Below are 16,092 nucleotides of genomic sequence, written 5' to 3'. Positions count from 1 at the left end.
GGCCGGCACTGCTACAGCATGCAGCTGACGCAGCCCTCGACCTCGGTGCCCTCCAGCGCGAGCTGGCGCAGGCGGATGTAGTAGATCGTCTTGATGCCCTTGCGCCAGGCGTAGATCTGCGCCTTGTTGAGGTCCCGCGTGGTGGCGGTGTCCTTGAAGAAGAGCGTGAGCGACAGCCCCTGGTCCACGTGCTGGGTCGCCTCGGCGTACGTGTCGATGACCTTCTCGTAGCCGATCTCGTACGCGTCCTGGTAGTACTCGAGGTTGTCGTTCGTCATGAAGGGCGCCGGGTAGTAGACCCGGCCGATCTTGCCCTCCTTGCGGATCTCAATCTTGCTCGCGATCGGGTGGATCGAGCTCGTCGAGTGGTTGATGTACGAGATGGAGCCCGTGGGCGGGACGGCCTGGAGGTTCTGGTTGTACAGGCCGTGCTCCTGCACCTCGCGGGACAGCGCCTCCCAGTCGGCCTGCGTCGGGATCGGGACCCCGGCCTCGGCGAACAGGGCGCGGACCCGCTCCGTGCGCGGCTGCCAGGCCTTCTCCGTGTACTTCCGGAAGTACTCGCCCGTGGCGTAGGCCGACCGCTCGAAGCCGTGGAAGCGCGTGCCGCGCTCCTTCGCGAGGAGGTTCGACGCCCGGTAGGCGTGGTACGCCACCGTGTAGAAGTACATGTTGGTGAAGTCGAGGCCCTCGTCGGACCCGTAGTGGATCCGCTCGCGGGCGAGGTACCCGTGCAGGTTCATCTGGCCCAGGCCGATGGCGTGGCCGCCGGCGTTGGCCTTCTTGATGGACGGCACGGACTCGATGCTCGTCTGGTCCGACACGGCGGTCAGCGCGCGGATCGCGGTCTCGACGGTCCGGCCGAGGTCCGGCGAGTCCATCGTCAGCGCGATGTTCATCGAGCCGAGGTTGCACGAGATGTCGCGGCCGACCTCCTCGTACGAGAGGTCCTCGCGGAAGGTGGACGGCGTCGAGACCTGCAGGATCTCCGAGCACAGGTTCGAGTGCGTGATCTTGCCCTCGATGGGGTTGGCCTTGTTGACCGTGTCCTCGAACATCACGTACGGGTAGCCGGACTCGAACTGCAGCTCCGCGAGGGTCTGGAAGAACTCGCGCGCGTTGATCTTCGTCTTGCGGATCCGGCTGTCGTCGACCATCTCGTGGTAGGTCTCGGAGATGTTCACGTCGGCGAACGGCTTGCCGTACACCCGCTCCACGTCGTACGGGGAGAACAGGTACATGGGCTCGTTGTTCTTCGCCAGCTCGAACGTGATGTCCGGGATGACGACGCCGAGCGAGAGGGTCTTGATGCGGATCTTCTCGTCCGCGTTCTCGCGCTTCGTGTCGAGGAAGCGGTAGATGTCCGGGTGGTGCGCGTGCAGGTACACCGCGCCGGCCCCCTGCCGCGCCCCGAGCTGGTTCGCGTAGGAGAAGGAGTCCTCGAGGAGCTTCATCACGGGGATGACGCCCGAGGACTGGTTCTGGATGTGCTTGATCGGCGCGCCGTGCTCGCGGATGTTCGACAGCAGCAGCGCCACGCCGCCGCCGCGCTTGGACAGCTGCAGGGCGGAGTTGATGCCGCGCGCGATGGACTCCATGTTGTCCTCGATGCGCAGCAGGAAGCAGGACACGGGCTCGCCGCGCTGCGCCTTGCCGAGGTTGAGGAACGTCGGGGTCGCGGGCTGGAAGCGGCCCGAGATCATCTCGTCGACGAGGTGCACCGCGAAGTCCTGGTCGCCGTCCGCCAGCGCCAGCGCCACCATCGTCACGCGGTCCTCGAAGCGCTCGAGGTACCGCTTCCCGTCGAACGTCTTGAGCGTGTACGACGTGTAGTACTTGAACGCCCCGAGGAACGTCTGGAACCGGAACTTCTTCGAGTAGGCGTACTCGAAGACGGTCTTGAGGAACGCCCGGTCGTACTTCTCGAGCACGGCGGGGTCGTAGTACTGGTTCTCGACGAGGTAGTCGAGCTTCTCCTCGAGGTCGTGGAAGAAGACCGTGTTCTGGTTGACGTGCTGCAGGAAGTACTGGCGCGCCGCCTCGCGGTCCTTGTCGAACTGGATCTCGCCCGACGGCCCGTAGAGGTTGAGCATCGCGTTGAGGGCGTGGTAGTCCAGGCCCGCCGTCGGCGTCTCGATCACGCCGGGATCAGTGATGACCGTTGCCAAAATCGTCCCAATCCGTCACGGACGCGGGTCACGTCCTCGCTGGTTCCCATGAGCTCGAACGCGTACAGGTACGGCACGCGGCACTTGGCCGCGACGACGTCCCCGGCGATGCAGTACGCCGCTCCGAAGTTCGTGTTGCCGGCCGCCACGACCCCGCGGATCAGCGACCGGTTGTGCTCGTCGTTGAGGAAGGCCACGACCTGCCGCGGCACCGCGCCCCCCTCGTTTCCCCCGCCGTACGTGGGCACGACGAGGACGTACGGCTCCTCGGCCCGGAGCATCGGGTCGGTGCGCCGCAGGGGGATTCGGTCGGCCGGCAGGCCGAGCTTCTCGACGAAGCGGTGGGTGTTGCCGGAGGCCGAGGAGAAGTAGACGAGCTGGGCCATGACGGCCGACCCCTCCTGCTGCGGACCTGTCCGGACGAGCGGCGACGGCCCGGCCCCGGGGGGTCGGTCCGCCGCCGGGTGCGCCGGCGCGAGCCGGTGCGACGAGCGCGGGCCCGCCGTCAGGCGACGGCGGTGGCCATGCGCTCGGCGAGCGCCTTGATGCGGTCGGGGCGGAACCCCGACCAGTGGTCCCCGTCGACGACGACGACGGGCGCCTGGAGGTGGCCCAGGGACATGACGTAGTCGCGGGCGTCCGCGTCCTCGCTGATGTCGACCACCGTGTACTCGGCGTCGAGCTTGTCGAGCGCGCGGTAGGTGGCCGTGCACTGGACGCACGACGGCTTGCTGTAGACCGTGATCGTCACTGTCGCTCCCTGGGTGATGCTGCCGCGCGTGACCGCGTGCTCCGACGTGTCTGTGCGCCGCGGCCACGGGCCGCCGAGCGCCACGGTCCCGCGGCCGCCGTCCCCGGGCCGGTGCCGCACGCTCGTCGCGCCGTCCGGGAGGGGCCTGCAGACCGGCTTCCGGTCCCGCCGCGACCCCCGTGCAGGGCTCCCGGCGGCCGTCGGCCGTCCGTCGTTCTCGTGTGTCTCGACACTACACCTAGTGGTCGGGGATGCAACCCACCACTAGGGCTTGTGTTACATCCCTGTCGTTCGCCCCTCAGGACCGGGTCGGCGGAGGGTACGCCTGTGCACGGTGCAGGCGTCTCAACTGCACTCCTGCGGGCTGCGTGTCGCGCCCTCCACAGCGGGCGCCGCCGCCGTCCACACCCTGCCCCCGACCACCCACACGGGCGCGGCCGGCGTCCACACCGGGGGCCCCGCTCGTCCACGCCGGGACGGCGGGGGTCCCCGTACGCACGCAGCCCTGTCCACAGGACTGTGGACAGGGCTGGGGACGACGAGGGGCGGAGACCGGGTCGGACCGGCAGGACCGGACGGCCCCACGCGCGGCCCGACCCGGCTCCCGCCAGGCCGGAGAAGCCCCGAGACGGCTGAGAAGGCCCGGGGAGGTCCGGGTGGACCGGTGCGACGCGTCAGCGGAGGGGTCGGCCCCGCACCGGCGCGGGGCGGTCACGGTCCCGGTCGCCCCCGTCGGCGGCCGCCGAGGGGCCCGGGGGCAGCGCCGGCCGCCAGAGGACCACGGGGCCGGCCCCGCCGGTCCGGTCGAGGTCGGGCGCGCGCCGGCCCACGCGCGGGCCGCGCCGCACCGCGACGACGTCCCCCGTGGGGTGGGCGGTGAAGACGCGACGGCCGGGCTCCACGAGGCCGCGCAGGAAGTCGACCTGGGCCTGCAGCCGCTCCACCTCGCCCTGGAGGGCGAGGATCCGCTTGATGCCCGCGAGGTTGACGCCCTCCTCCTGGGAGAGCCGCTGGACCTCGCGCAGGGTGGCGATGTCGCGCAGGGAGTAGCGCCGCCCGCGGCCCCGGGAGCGGCCGGGCTGCACGAGGCCGAGGCGGTCGTACTGGCGCAGGGTCTGCGGGTGCATGCCCGCGAGCTCGGCGGCCACCGAGATGACGTAGACGCGTGCGTCGAGGTCCACGGTCGCTCCCTCCCCTCGGCCTCCGCCGGGCCCGTCCCCGGGCCGGCCCCCGCTCCCCGGCGGCCGGGCCGGCCGCCGGGGTCCGTCAGCTGCGGGCCGCGGCCCGCAGGTCGGCGCGGGGGTCGTCGCCCGCCGTCGCCGTCGCGAAGGCCTGCACCGCGTCCCTCGCGGCCGACGAGAGCCGCTGGGGCACCACGACCTGGACGACGACGAGCAGGTCGCCCGTCCCCGTCGCCGTCACGACGCCCTTGCCGCGCACGCGCAGGACGCGTCCCGACGGCGTGCCCTCGGGGATCTTCACGCGCACGGAGCCGCCGTCGAGCGTCGGCACGTCGACGCCCGCGCCCAGCACGGCCTCGTCGAACGAGACCGGCACCGTGACGCGCAGGTCCGCCCCGTCGAGCGCGAACACCGGGTGCGGCCCGACCTTCACCGTGATGACGAGGTCGCCGGGCGGGCCCCCGTTGTCCCCGGGCCGCCCCTTGCCCCGCAGGCGGATCTTCTGGCCGTCGCGCACGCCGGCCGGCACCCGGGCGTTGACCGTGCGGCCCTCCACCGTCAGCGTGACCGTGGAGCCCTCGGCCGCCGCGCGGAAGGGCAGCGTGGTCGTCGCGGCGAGGTCCTGGCCCTGCTGCGGGCCGCGGGCGCCGAAGCCCCCGCCGCCGCCGAAGAGGCCGCCGAGGAGGTCCTCGAAGCCGGCCCCGCCGGCGCCGCCCGCCCCGCCGCCACCACCACCGGTGGAGTAGCGCACGCGGCCGCCGGGCCCGCCGGACCCCGTGCCGCCGAACATGCCGCCGAAGACGTCCTCGAACGCCGGGCCCCCGGCGGGGCCGCCGCCGCCCCGGCCGCCCGCCGTGAAGCGCGGGCCGCCCGCCATGGCGCGCAGGCCGTCGTACTGCCGGCGCTGCTCCGGGTCGGACAGCACGGCGTAGGCCTCGCCGATGTCCTTGAACCGCGCCTCGGCGGCCGCGTCCCCGGGGTTCTGGTCCGGGTGCAGCTTGCGCGCGAGCTTGCGGTACGCCTTCTTGACCGCGGCCGCGTCGGCGTCCTTCGGGACGCCGAGGACCGCGTAGAAGTCCTTCTCCAACCAGTCCTGGCCGGTCACGACCCCTCCCTCCGGTCCGTCCCCCGATGCGTCCCCCGATGCGTGCGGGGCGCCGCCGCGCGTGCGGCGGCGCCCCCGGCCCTGCCGCGGATCGTCAGGCCTCCGGGTCCGCGACCGCCACGCGGGCGGCCCGCAGGACCCGCTCGGCCGTGCGGTAGCCCGGCTGGAGGACCATCTGCACCGTCGGCGCGCTGACCTCGCTCGAGTGCTGGTGCATGAGCGCCTCGTGCACCGCGGGGTCGAACGGCTCCCCGACGGCCCCGTAGCGCTCGATGCCGAACCGGCCCAGCGTCGCCTCGAGCTTCTCGGCGATCGCGGCGAAGGGGCCCGTGAGGTCCCCGTGCTGCCGCGCGAGCTCCACGTCGTCCAGGACGGGGACGAGGGCCTCGGCGACCGCCGCGACCCCGCGCCCGTGCGCCGCGGCCGCGTCGGCCCGCGACCGCTTCACGAACGACGCGTACTGCTGCTCGACGTTGTAGAGGTCGGCCTTGGCCCGCTGGAGCTCCTCGAGCCGCTCCTCGGCGAGCCGGTGCGCCTCGCCGGACCCCTCGCGGGCGAGCGCCTCCTCGGCGCCGGCCGCGACGGCCTCCGCGTCGGCGAGCACCTGCTCCTCGGGGGTGCGCACCTCGAACGTCTCCGGGTCGATCCGGCGCTTGTCCGTGAAGCGCGGCGCCTCGCCCTCGGGGCGGGCCCCGCCGTCGCCGGCGGGGCCGCCCGAGCCGGGGCGCTCCTCGGGGGAGGTCACTTCTTCTCGCTCTCGTCGTCGACGATCTCGGCGTCGACGACGTCCTCGTCGGAGGCCGCGGCCGTGGGCTGCTCGCCCGTGGCCGGCGCCTCGGACTGACCGCTCGCGTACAGCGCCTCGCCGATCTTCTGGCTCGCCGTGAGCAGCGCCGCGTGCTTGGCCTTGACCGCCTCGGAGTCCGTGCCCTCGAGCGCGGCCTTCAGCTCGCCGACCGCCGCCGTGACGTCGGTCTTGACCTCCTCGGGCAGCTTCTCGCCGTTGTCGACGAGGAGCTTCTCCGTGGAGTACACGAGCTGCTCGGCGGAGTTGCGCGTCTCCGCGTCCTCGCGCCGCTTCTTGTCCTCGGCGGCGTGCTCCTCGGCCTCGCGGACCATGCGCTCGATGTCGTCCTTCGGCAGCGACGAGCCGCCGGTGATCGTCATCGACTGCTCCTTGCCCGTGCCGCGGTCCTTGGCGGACACGTGCACGATGCCGTTGGCGTCGATGTCGAAGGTGACCTCGACCTGCGGCACGCCGCGCGGCGCCGGCGCGATCCCGGTCAGCTCGAACGTGCCCAGCGGCTTGTTGTCCCGCGCGAACTCGCGCTCGCCCTGGAACACCTGGATGAGCACGGAGGGCTGGTTGTCCTCGGCCGTGGAGAAGATCTCCGAGCGCTTCGTCGGGATGGCGGTGTTGCGCTCGATGAGCTTCGTCATCACGCCGCCCTTGGTCTCGATCCCCAGGGACAGCGGGGTCACGTCGATGAGCAGGACGTCCTTACGGTCGCCCTTGAGGACGCCGGCCTGGAGCGCGGCGCCGACGGCCACGACCTCGTCGGGGTTGACGCCCTTGTTCGGCTCGCGGCCGCCCGTGAGCTCCTTGACGACCTCGGTCACCGCGGGCATGCGGGTGGAGCCGCCGACGAGCACGACGTGGTCGATGTCGGACAGGGAGATGCCGGCGTCGCGGATGACCGCGTGGAACGGCGCCTTCGTGCGGTCGAGCAGGTCCTGCGTCATCTGCTGGAACTGCGCGCGCGTGAGCTTGGAGTCCAGGTGCACCGGACCGTTCTCGCCCATGGACAGGTACTGCAGCGAGATGTTGGTGCTCGTCGCGGACGAGAGCTCCTTCTTGGCCTGCTCGGCCGCCTCGCGCAGGCGCTGCAGCGCGATCTTGTCCTTGGACAGGTCGACGCCCGTGCTGTTCTTCACCTCCTTGACGAGGTGCTCGACGATCCGGTTGTCCCAGTCGTCGCCGCCGAGGTGGTTGTCGCCGGAGGTCGCGCGGACCTCGATCGTCGAGAAGTCGTCCTCGTCCTTGCCCACCTCGAGCAGGGAGACGTCGAACGTGCCGCCGCCGAGGTCGAAGACGAGGATGAGCTCGTCCTCCTTGCCGCGCTCGAGCCCGTAGGCGAGCGCCGCGGCCGTCGGCTCGTTGATGATGCGCAGGACGTTGAGGCCCGCGATGGTGCCCGCGTCCTTCGTCGCCTGGCGCTGCGCGTCGTTGAAGTAGGCGGGGACGGTGATGACCGCCTCCGTCACGGGCTCGCCGAGGTAGGCCTCCGCGTCCCGCTTGAGCTTGCCGAGCACCCGCGCGGAGATCTCCTGCGACGAGTACTTCTTGTCGTCGACCGCCTGCGACCAGTCCGTGCCCATGTGGCGCTTGACGGAGGAGATCGTCCGGTCGACGTTCGTCACCGCCTGGCGCTTGGCGATCTCTCCGACGAGCACCTCGCCCGTCTTGGAGAAGGCGACGACCGAGGGGGTCGTGCGCGCGCCCTCCGCGTTCGCGATGACGGTCGGCTCGCCGCCCTCGAGGGTCGCGACGACCGAGTTCGTGGTGCCGAGGTCGATGCCGACTGCTCGTGCCATGTGCGCTGTCCTCTTCCCTGTGCGGTCCCCGGGCTGCCCGGGGCCCTTCCGTGTCCGGTGGGCCCGTGTTGAGCCCGCTGCGCTCAAGTCTGCGACGCGACGCCCCCCTGTGCAAGCCGCCGCCGTCGTCCTTGAGTCCACCGGGCTCAACCCTGGGGTGCCGCCGCGCATTCCCCGGCAGGGCCGGGGGGGTCGACGCCGACGCGCCGGGCGGGCAGGGTGCCGTCATGAGCGCCGACGGACCCGGGCCCGGCCCGGTCACCTTCTCCAGCCTCGACACGCCGCTCGCCGCCGGGTACCCCGAGACGAAGCGCGACCTCGTCGGGTACCTGGACGCGATGGCGGACCGGCTCGTGCCGGTGCTGGCCGGGCGCGCGCTCACGGTGGTGCGCGTCAACCGGGGGGAGCACTTCGTCCAGAAGAACCTCCCGGCGCACGCCCCGGACTGGGTCCGCACCGTCACCGTGCACTCGGAGGCGGGCCACCGGGACGTGCGGTACGCCCTGTGCGACGACCGCGCCACGCTCCTGTGGTTCGCCAACCAGCGCGCCGTCGAGTACCACCCCCAGCTCTTCCTCGGCACCGACGGCGACCGACCCACGCACCTCGTCGTCGACCTGGACCCGCCGGAGGGCGGCGCGTTCGCGGCCGTCGTGACGGTCGCGCTCGCCGTGCGCCAGGTCCTCGACGACGCCGGCCTGCGCTCGGCCGTGAAGACGAGCGGCTCCAAGGGCGTGCACGTCGTCGTCCCGCTGGCCGGCGAGAGCGCCGAGCGGGCCGCGGCGGCGACGCGCGCGGTCGCGGCCCGGGCCGCCCTCCTCGAGCCCACGGTGGCGACGACCGCCTACGTCCGCGACGAGCGGGAGGGCAAGGTCTTCGTGGACGCCACGCGCTCCGGCGGCGCGACCGTCGCCGCGGCGTACACCCCGCGGCTGCGGCCGGGCCTCACGGTGTCGATGCCCGTGGCGTGGGAGGACCTGCCCGACCTCGACCCGCGGGCGGCGACGGTCCGGACGGTGCCGGGCATGCTCGGCGACGCCGACCCGTGGCGCGACCTCCTGCCCGCGCCGCAGCCCCTCGACGAGGGGCTCGTCGAGGAGGGCCGCCTGGTCCCGGTCGCCCGGGTCGCCGCGATGCACGAGGGCCGCCGCCGGGCCCGCGCCCGCCGGGAGGCCGAGGGCTGACGTCCGGGCCCGTCCGCGCCGGCGGCGCGGCGGCGGAATGGGTTCGACCCGGGCCGGGCCGGGCTGCGACAGTGGCGCCCGCCCCCCGCCGCACGACGAGGACCGATGACGCCCAGCACCGCAGCCCGCCCCTCACCCCTGCGACGGCTCACCGGGAGGGCGACCACGCTCGCGGTCGCCGCCGCGGTCGTCGCGGCGGCGGCGGAGACCGCGGGCACCGTCGTGGCCGGTCGGCTGGCCGAGGGCCCGACGTCCGGGGCGCTCGCGCTGCTGGCGGCGCTGCTCGGCGGCGCGACCCTGCTGGACACGGCCGGACGGACGGCCTTCGCGGGGGTGCTCGCCCGGGCGGAGGGCGTGCTGCGGCGCGACCTCCTGGCCGCCGCGCTCCGGCAGCCCCTCCCCGTCCTCGACGAGCAGGCCGTCGGCGAGGTGCTCGACCGCGTCGACGACGACCCCCGGCAGCTCGCCGCCCTCGCCCGCCGCACCGGGTGGGAGGTCGGCCGGGCCGCGCTGCGGGCCGTGCTGGCCTGGGTCGTCGCCGGGCTCACGTGGACGCCGGCGTGGGTCGTCTTCCCGCTCGTCGCCGTGGCCGCCCTCGCGGTCGCCCGGCCGCTGACGCGCCTCGTCGCGCAGCGGAAGGTCGCCGAGGAGGTGGCCTGGTCGGAGCACTCCGCGCAGCTCGAGGAGGCGGTGGCCGCGCGCGACGACGTGCGCTCCTCCCTCGGGCAGCCGCACGTCGTGCGGTCCTACGCGCGCCGCGCGGGGGAGGTGCTGCGGCGCGTGCGGGCCAGCTCCGACGCCGCCGCCACCGTGGCGCTGCGGACGGGGCTCGTGCTGCACGCGCTCGTCGCGGCGCTGGCCGTCGGCGGCGTCGCCCTCGTCACGGGGGACCGGCTCGGGGTCGCGGGGCTCGTCACCCTCTGGCTCCTCGTCACCTCCTTCGTCGGCCAGCTCGCGCGGGTGGCCGACCAGCTGCCCGAGGTGCAGGCGGGGCTCGGGGCGCTGCAGCGGGTCGACGCCCTGCTCACGGCGCCGCCCGAGCCCGCCGGCGGCGCCCCCGTCCCGCCCGGTCCGGTCGCGGTCGAGCTGCGCGGGCTGGACTTCGCCTACCCGGGCGGGTTCGCGCTGCGGGGCGTCGACCTCGTCGTCCCCGCGGGCACGAGCATCGCCCTCGTCGGGCGCACCGGCGCGGGCAAGTCGACGGTCGTGCGGCTGCTGTCGCGGGCCGTCGAGCCGCCGCCCGGGACGGTCCTCGTCGGCGGGCAGGACGTCACGGCGACCGACCTGGAGGACCTGCGGCGCGCGGTCGGCGTGGTCACCCAGCGCACGGAGGTCCTCGCCGCGACGCTGGCCGAGAACATCGCCCTGCTGGCCGACGTGCCGCGCGCGGCCGTCGAGCGCGCCGTCGCCGCGCTGGGGATCGAGGAGTGGGTCGCCTCGCTGCCGCAGGGCCTCGACACCCCGCTCGGGCCGGGCGGCAGCCCCCTGTCGGCCGGGGAGGAGCAGCTCGTCGCGTTCGCCCGCCTCCTCGTGCGGGACGTGCAGGTCGTCGTGCTCGACGAGGCCACCGCGCGGATGGACCCGCAGACGGAGGCGCTGGTCACCCGGGCGTCCGACCGGCTGCTCGCGGGGCGCACGGGCGTCGTCGTGGCGCACCGGCTCTCGACGACCCGCCGGTGCGACGCCGTGGCGGTGATGGAGGCGGGCCGCGTCGTGCAGCACGGCCCTCGCGCGGCGCTCGCGACGACCCCCGGGCCCTTCCGCGACCTGCTCACCGCCTCGGGCGGCACGGACGCCGCGGGCGTGTCCGCGCCGCTGACCGCCCGGGCGGAGCGGCGCAGCCCCCGGCCCCGGCCGCCCGTCCCCGAGCCCTCGCTCCCGCGCACGGTGCTCCGGCTCGTCCTGCGCCACAAGCGCTGGGGCCTGCTCGGGGACCTGGGGTTCCTCGCGACGATGCTGCTCGGCGTGTCCGGCGCGGTGACGGGCTGGCTCTGGGGACGCCTCGTCGCGTCCCTCGGCGAGGGCGGCGCGCCCTGGGGCTCGGCCGCGCTGCTGGCCGCCTCCGTCCTCGTCGCGCCCGTGGCCCTCGCCTTCGCGGTCCGGCTCTACTTCGTCTGGTGGCAGGCGGTGACGCTGCGGATGCGGCTGGCGGTGCTCGTCGGGCAGACGCGCCAGCACCGGCTGCCGCGGGTGCCGCCCGGCGAGGCGGTCGCCCGGGTCCTCGACAGCGAGCGGATGGTCCTCTACGTGGACCGCTGGGTCGACGTGGTCAACGGGCTGCTCGTCGTGCTCGCGACGGGCCTCGTGAGCTCGAGCGCGCTGGCCGCCGCCGTCGTGGCGGCCGTGCTCGTCCTGTCCGCCGCGATCTCCGCCGCGGGCGCGCCCGTCGTCGGCCGGACGGCGCGGGTCGCGGGCGACGAGCGCGCCCGCTTCGGCCACGCCCTGGCCTCCGTCCTCGACAGCGCCCGCACCCTCAAGCTCGCCGCCGCGGTGCGTCCCGCGCAGCGGTACCTCCAGCGCGCGGACGACCGCCGCGTGGCCGCCACCGTGCGCGAGCTGCGGGTGCGCGCGGCCCTCGAGGGCATCCCGCCGCTGCTCGTGCAGGCCGGCGTCGTCACCGCCTGGGGCCTGCACCTGACGGGGACGTGGGGCCTGGCGACCGCGCTCCTCGTCACGACGGCGGTCAGCGGGTCGGGCTGGTTCGGGACCGTCGCGGCCGCGGCCATCACGGAGGCGCCCGTGGCCCGGCGCTGGCTGCGCGCCACCGCGGAGCTCGCCGGCACGGACGACCTCGTCGCGCTGCCGGACGGCGTGGACCTCGTCGACGGCACCGCCCCCGGCCCCGCCGACCCGCCGCGGGTGCCGCTGCGCCGGCTCACCATCGAGGGGCTCACCGCGGTGCACGACGACGGCACGGTCGGCGTGAGCGACGTCGACCTCGCCGTGGAGGCCGGCGAGCTCGTGCTCCTCGTCGGCCGGGTCGGGGCGGGCAAGTCCAGCCTGCTCGCGGCCCTCGCCGGGCTCGTCGACCACGAGGGCACGATCCGCTGGAACGACCACCACGTCGAGGACCCGCAGACGTTCCTGCGGCCCGGCCAGGTGGCCTACGTCGCGCAGGTGCCCCGGGTGCTGTCCGGGTCCTTCGCGGCCAACGTCCACCTCGACCACGACCGCCCCTGGGGCGAGGCCCTGCAGGATGCCCGGCTGGGCAGCGACGTCGCGGCCGCGGGCGGGCACGAGGCGCTCGTCGGGCACCGGGGCGTGCGGCTCTCGGGCGGCCAGGTGCAGCGGCTCGCCCTGGCGCGGGCGCGGGCGACGCGGGCGGAGCTCCTCGTCGCCGACGACGTCTCCTCCGCCCTCGACGCCCGCACGGAGGTGGAGCTGTGGGACGGCCTGCGGGCGCGCGGGCTGACCGTGGTCGGCGCCTCGACGAAGTCCGCCGCGCTCGACCGCGCGGACCGCGTCGTGGTCCTCGAGGAGGGCCGCGTCGCCGCCGCCGGGCCGTGGGCCGAGCTGCGCGGGACCTGGGGCCACCTGGCGGGGTGACCGGTGGGGGCGCTCAGCCGTGCGGGGCCGCGACGTCCGACGCCGCGGCCGGGGCCGGCGGGTGCGCGCGCTCGAGGCGGACGAGCACGGACTTCGAGGTCGGCGTCCGGGAGACGTCCGCGTACGAGCCGAGCGGCACGAGCACGTTCGTCTCGGGGAAGTAGGCGGCGGCGTTGCCGCGCGGGGTGTCGTACGCGACGGTCCGGAAGCCCGGCGCGCGGCGCTCCACGCCGTCCGCGTGGACCCCGACGAGGTCGACGAGGTCCCCCGCCACGAACCCCAGGTCCGCGAGGTCGTCGGCGTGCACGAGCACCACCCGCCGGCCGCCGCGGATGCCGCGGTAGCGGTCGTCCGGCCCGTACACCGTGGTGTTGAACTGGTCGTGCGAGCGCAGCGTCTGCAGCAGCAGCGTGCCCGGCGGGATCGCGGGGAACGTCAGGGCGTTCGTCGAGAAGCGGGCCCGGCCGCTCGGGGTCGCGAAGGTCCGGCTGTCCCGCGGCGGGTGCGGCAGGACGAAGCCGCCGGGCCGGTCGAGCCGGCGCTCGTAGTCCTCGAACCCGGGCACGACGCGGGCGATCGCGGCCCGCAGGGTGCGGTAGTCCTCGCGCCACGCCCGCCAGTCCACGACCGGCGCCCCGGGGCGGCCGGCCAGCACGCGCTCCGCGAGCGCGGTGACGATGGCGACCTCGCTGCGCAGCTCCGGGCCGGCGGGGACGAGCCGCCCGGTGGAGGCGTGCACGACGCTCATGGAGTCCTCGACGCTCACGCGCTGGGGCCCGGACGCCTGCACGTCGCGGTCCGTGCGCCCCAGCGTCGGCAGGATCAGCGCCCGCCGGCCGGTCACGACGTGCGACCGGTTGGGCTTCGTCGAGACCTGCACGGACAGGCGCGTGCGCCGGACGGCGGCCTCCGTGACGGCGGTGTCCGGGGTGGCGCGCAGGAAGTTGCCGCCCATCGCGACGAGGACGTGCGCCCGCCCGTCCCGCATGGCCTCGACCGCGCCGACGGTGTCGACGCCGTGCCGGCGCGGGGAGGCGAAGGCGAACTCGCGGTCGAGGGCGTCGTGGAACGCGGCGGGCATCCGCTCCCAGATCCCCATCGTCCGGTCGCCCTGGACGTTGGAGTGCCCGCGCACGGGGCAGACGCCGGCGCCCGGGCGGCCGATGTTGCCCTGGAGCAGCAGGAGGGCGACGAGGTCCTCGATCGTGGCGACGGCGTGCCGGTGCTGCGTGAGCCCCATCGCCCAGCACACGACGGTGGCCCGCGAGGCGGCGAACCGGTCCCCGAGCCCGCGCACCCGGTCGCGCCCCAGGCCCGTGGCCTGCTCGACCCGCTCCCAGGGCAGCGCCCGGATCGCGGCCGACCACTCCTCGACCCCCTCCGTGCTCGCCGCCACGAAGGCGTGGTCGACCACGGTGCCCGGGCGGGCGTCCTCGAGCTCGAGGAGGTGCTTGGCGACGCCCTGGAACAGCCCCTGGTCCCCACCGAGGCGGACCTGCAGGTAGTCGTCGGCGAGGTCCGTCCCGTGCCCGAGCAGGCCGCCGGGCCGCTGGGGGTTGTCGAAGCGCAGAAGGCCGGCCTCCCGGAGCGGGTTCACCGCGACGATGCGCGCCCCGGCGCGCTTCGCCGCCTCCAGGGCCGTGAGCATGCGCGGGTGGTTCGTCCCCGGGTTCTGCCCGGCGACGACGACGAGCTCCGCGCGCTCGAGGTCCTCCAGGCCCACGCTGCCCTTGCCGATGCCGATCGTGCCGCCGAGCGCGGCACCGCTGGACTCGTGGCACATGTTGGAGCAGTCGGGCAGGTTGTTCGTGCCGAAGCCGCGCACCAGCAGCCCCAGCGCGAAGGCGGCCTCGTTCGACGTGCGGCCGGAGGTGTAGAAGACGGCCTCGTCCGGGTCGTCGAGGGCGCGCAGCTCCACGGCCACCACGTCGAGCGCCTCGTCCCAGGTGACGGGGCGGTAGTGGGTGGCGCCCGCGTCGAGCAGCATCGGGTGCGTCAGCCGGCCCTGCTGGCCGAGGCTGAAGTCGTCCCACGTCGCCAGCTCGGCGACGCCGTGCCGCGCGAAGAACTCCGGCCCCGCGACGCGACGCGTGGCCTCCTCCGCCACCGCCTTCGCGCCGTTCTCGCAGAACTCCGCCGGACCGCGGTGGCCCGGCTCGGGCCAGGCGCACCCGGGGCAGTCGAAGCCGTGCGCCTGGTTGACCCGGGCCAGCGTGCGCGCCGTCCGCACGGGTCCCATCTGCCGCACGGCGATCCGCAGCGCGTGCCCGACCGCCGGCAGGCCGGCCGCGTGGTCGGCGGGCGGCCCCGTCCGCAGCCCCGAGAGGGTGGCGTCGTCGACGTCGTGCGCCCGGCGCTCGGCGTCGCCGTCCCGTCCGGTCATCGTCGCTCCGTCCGTGAGGTGCCCCGATCCTAGGTCCCCGTCCTACGATCGCCGGGGCGGGCGTCGACCGGCGCCGCGCACCGGGCCGTCGGCGCCGGTGCGGCGCGCAGCCGGGCAGGCCGCGCCCCGCCACGACGGGAGGTCACCGATGACCCTGCGCACCCTGCCGGCCCGACGGGCCGCCCCGTGAGCCGCGTCGTCTCGCGGCGGCGCGCGGTGGTCCTCGCCGTCGGCCCCGACGGGGTCGTCCGCCGCGAGCGCGAGCAGGCGCTGGCGGCGGAGGAGCCCCTGGAGATCCGGGCGGCCGGCCGCTCCCACAGCGTCACGATGCGGACGCCCGGGGAGGACTTCGACCTCGTCGCCGGGTTCCTGCTGTCCGAGGGGGTGCTGCGGGCGCGCGAGGACCTGCTCGCGCTGCGGTACTGCGTCGGGACCGACGCCGAGGGCCGGCAGACGTACAACGTCGTCGAGGCCTCCCTCGCGCCCGACGCCGCGGTCCGCGCCCTCGGGCGCGAGCGGCGGACCTACACGACGAGCGCGTGCGGCGTCTGCGGGCTCACGGCCATCGACGACGTCGAGGTCTCGTCCGCGTTCGACGTCGGCGGGGACGGGGTCGTGCTCGACCCGCGCGTCCTCGCCGGGCTGCCCGAGGCGCTGCGGGCCGCGCAGCCCGTGTTCGAGCGCACGGGCGGGGTGCACGCGGCGGGGCTCTTCACCGCCGTCGGGGACGCGGTGCTCGTGCGCGAGGACGTCGGCCGCCACAACGCGGTCGACAAGGTGCTCGGCCGGGCGCTGCTCGACGGTCGGCTCCCGGCGCGCGGCACCGTCCTCCAGGTCTCGGGCCGCGCCTCGTTCGAGCTCGTCCAGAAGGCCGTCATGGCGGGGGTGCCCGCTCTCGCGGCCGTCGGCGCGCCCTCGGGGCTCGCGGTGGAGCTGGCCGAGCGCGCCGGGCTCACCCTCGTCGGCTTCTCGCGCGGCGACCGGCTCACGGTCTACACGCGCCCCGACCGCATCGACGCCTGAGCCCCGCGCGTCGGCGGGCCTCCGCCCCGGGACGGAGCCGCCCGTGCGGGGCTCCCCCGGGCCGTCGTCCTCGGGACGGACCGGCGATCGCCCAGGTCCGGGCCGATCTCGACCCGCGGGGGGATCCGGTGGGCCACCCGTCCGGGTGACGGTGGG

At 75.2% G+C, this 16,092-nt stretch carries 10 protein-coding genes and 1 pseudogene; 3 read left to right on the top strand and 8 right to left on the bottom strand.

Annotated features, from left to right (window positions below; all coding sequences use genetic code 11):
- Positions 1-11: 11 nt before the first annotated feature.
- The 7 genes and pseudogenes from nrdE to dnaK form a co-directional block, all read right to left on the bottom strand.
- A complete protein-coding gene (nrdE, locus tag EJA20_RS15780; RefSeq protein ID WP_276319551.1) occupies positions 12-2,141 on the bottom strand; it encodes a class 1b ribonucleoside-diphosphate reductase subunit alpha in 2,130 nt (709 codons plus the stop codon).
- Positions 2,138-2,554, bottom strand: coding sequence for a class Ib ribonucleoside-diphosphate reductase assembly flavoprotein NrdI (gene nrdI, locus EJA20_RS15775; protein WP_129339506.1), 417 nt, complete (start codon positions 2,552-2,554; stop codon positions 2,138-2,140). Before nrdI ends, nrdE begins: the two co-directional genes overlap by 4 nt.
- A 119-nt stretch (positions 2,555-2,673) precedes the next feature.
- Complete coding sequence (gene nrdH / locus EJA20_RS15770; protein WP_129339504.1) at positions 2,674-2,919, bottom strand: glutaredoxin-like protein NrdH; 246 nt, start codon at positions 2,917-2,919, stop codon at positions 2,674-2,676.
- Positions 2,920-3,683: 764 nt separating this feature from the next.
- Positions 3,684-4,100: pseudogene (locus EJA20_RS15765) on the bottom strand (heat shock protein transcriptional repressor HspR); the annotation flags it as partial.
- Positions 4,101-4,185: 85 nt separating this feature from the next.
- Entirely contained in the window at positions 4,186-5,205 is a 1,020-nt protein-coding gene (locus EJA20_RS15760; protein ID WP_129339500.1) for a DnaJ C-terminal domain-containing protein, read from the bottom strand.
- Between the two features lie 94 nt (positions 5,206-5,299).
- Entirely contained in the window at positions 5,300-5,950 is a 651-nt protein-coding gene (locus EJA20_RS15755; RefSeq protein ID WP_129339498.1) for a nucleotide exchange factor GrpE, read from the bottom strand.
- The gene (gene dnaK / locus EJA20_RS15750; RefSeq protein ID WP_129339496.1) at positions 5,947-7,800 is read right to left on the bottom strand and encodes a molecular chaperone DnaK; all 1,854 of its coding nucleotides are present in this window, start codon (positions 7,798-7,800) and stop codon (positions 5,947-5,949) included. The genes EJA20_RS15755 and dnaK overlap by 4 nt, the downstream gene beginning before the upstream one ends.
- Positions 7,801-8,027: 227 nt before the next feature.
- Here dnaK and EJA20_RS15745 point away from each other — a divergent pair, with 227 nt between their 5' ends.
- A complete protein-coding gene (locus EJA20_RS15745; RefSeq protein ID WP_129339494.1) occupies positions 8,028-8,984 on the top strand; it encodes a DNA polymerase domain-containing protein in 957 nt (318 codons plus the stop codon).
- 105 nt (positions 8,985-9,089) lie between these two features.
- The gene (locus EJA20_RS15740; RefSeq protein WP_129339492.1) at positions 9,090-12,530 is read left to right on the top strand and encodes an ATP-binding cassette domain-containing protein; all 3,441 of its coding nucleotides are present in this window, start codon (positions 9,090-9,092) and stop codon (positions 12,528-12,530) included.
- A gap of 13 nt (positions 12,531-12,543) precedes the next feature.
- Here the strand turns inward: EJA20_RS15740 and EJA20_RS15735 are convergent, their stop codons facing one another.
- Complete coding sequence (locus EJA20_RS15735; protein WP_129339490.1) at positions 12,544-14,913, bottom strand: FdhF/YdeP family oxidoreductase; 2,370 nt, start codon at positions 14,911-14,913, stop codon at positions 12,544-12,546.
- 186 nt (positions 14,914-15,099) lie between these two features.
- Between EJA20_RS15735 and fdhD the strand changes: the two genes are divergently transcribed.
- Positions 15,100-15,936 (top strand): formate dehydrogenase accessory sulfurtransferase FdhD, encoded by an 837-nt coding sequence (gene fdhD, locus EJA20_RS15730; protein WP_129339488.1) that lies wholly within the window; start codon positions 15,100-15,102, stop codon positions 15,934-15,936.
- Positions 15,937-16,092 lie beyond the last annotated feature (156 nt).

The sequence above is a fragment of the Cellulomonas endophytica genome, assembly GCF_004123805.1.
GTDB classification, from domain to species: Bacteria; Actinomycetota; Actinomycetes; order Actinomycetales; family Cellulomonadaceae; genus Cellulomonas; species Cellulomonas endophytica.
This window is presented reverse-complemented; position numbering and strand designations above follow the sequence as displayed.

Excerpts from the sequence above, each read along its gene's own strand:
- dnaK (WP_129339496.1), bottom strand. The coding sequence starts at position 7,800 with ATGGCACGAGCAGTCGGCATCGACCTCGGCACCACGAACTCGGTCGTC.
- EJA20_RS15740 (WP_129339492.1), top strand. The coding sequence starts at position 9,090 with ATGACGCCCAGCACCGCAGCCCGCCCCTCACCCCTGCGACGGCTCACC.
- EJA20_RS15745 (WP_129339494.1), top strand. The coding sequence starts at position 8,028 with ATGAGCGCCGACGGACCCGGGCCCGGCCCGGTCACCTTCTCCAGCCTC.
- nrdI (WP_129339506.1), bottom strand. The coding sequence starts at position 2,554 with ATGGCCCAGCTCGTCTACTTCTCCTCGGCCTCCGGCAACACCCACCGC.
- EJA20_RS15735 (WP_129339490.1), bottom strand. The coding sequence starts at position 14,913 with ATGACCGGACGGGACGGCGACGCCGAGCGCCGGGCGCACGACGTCGAC.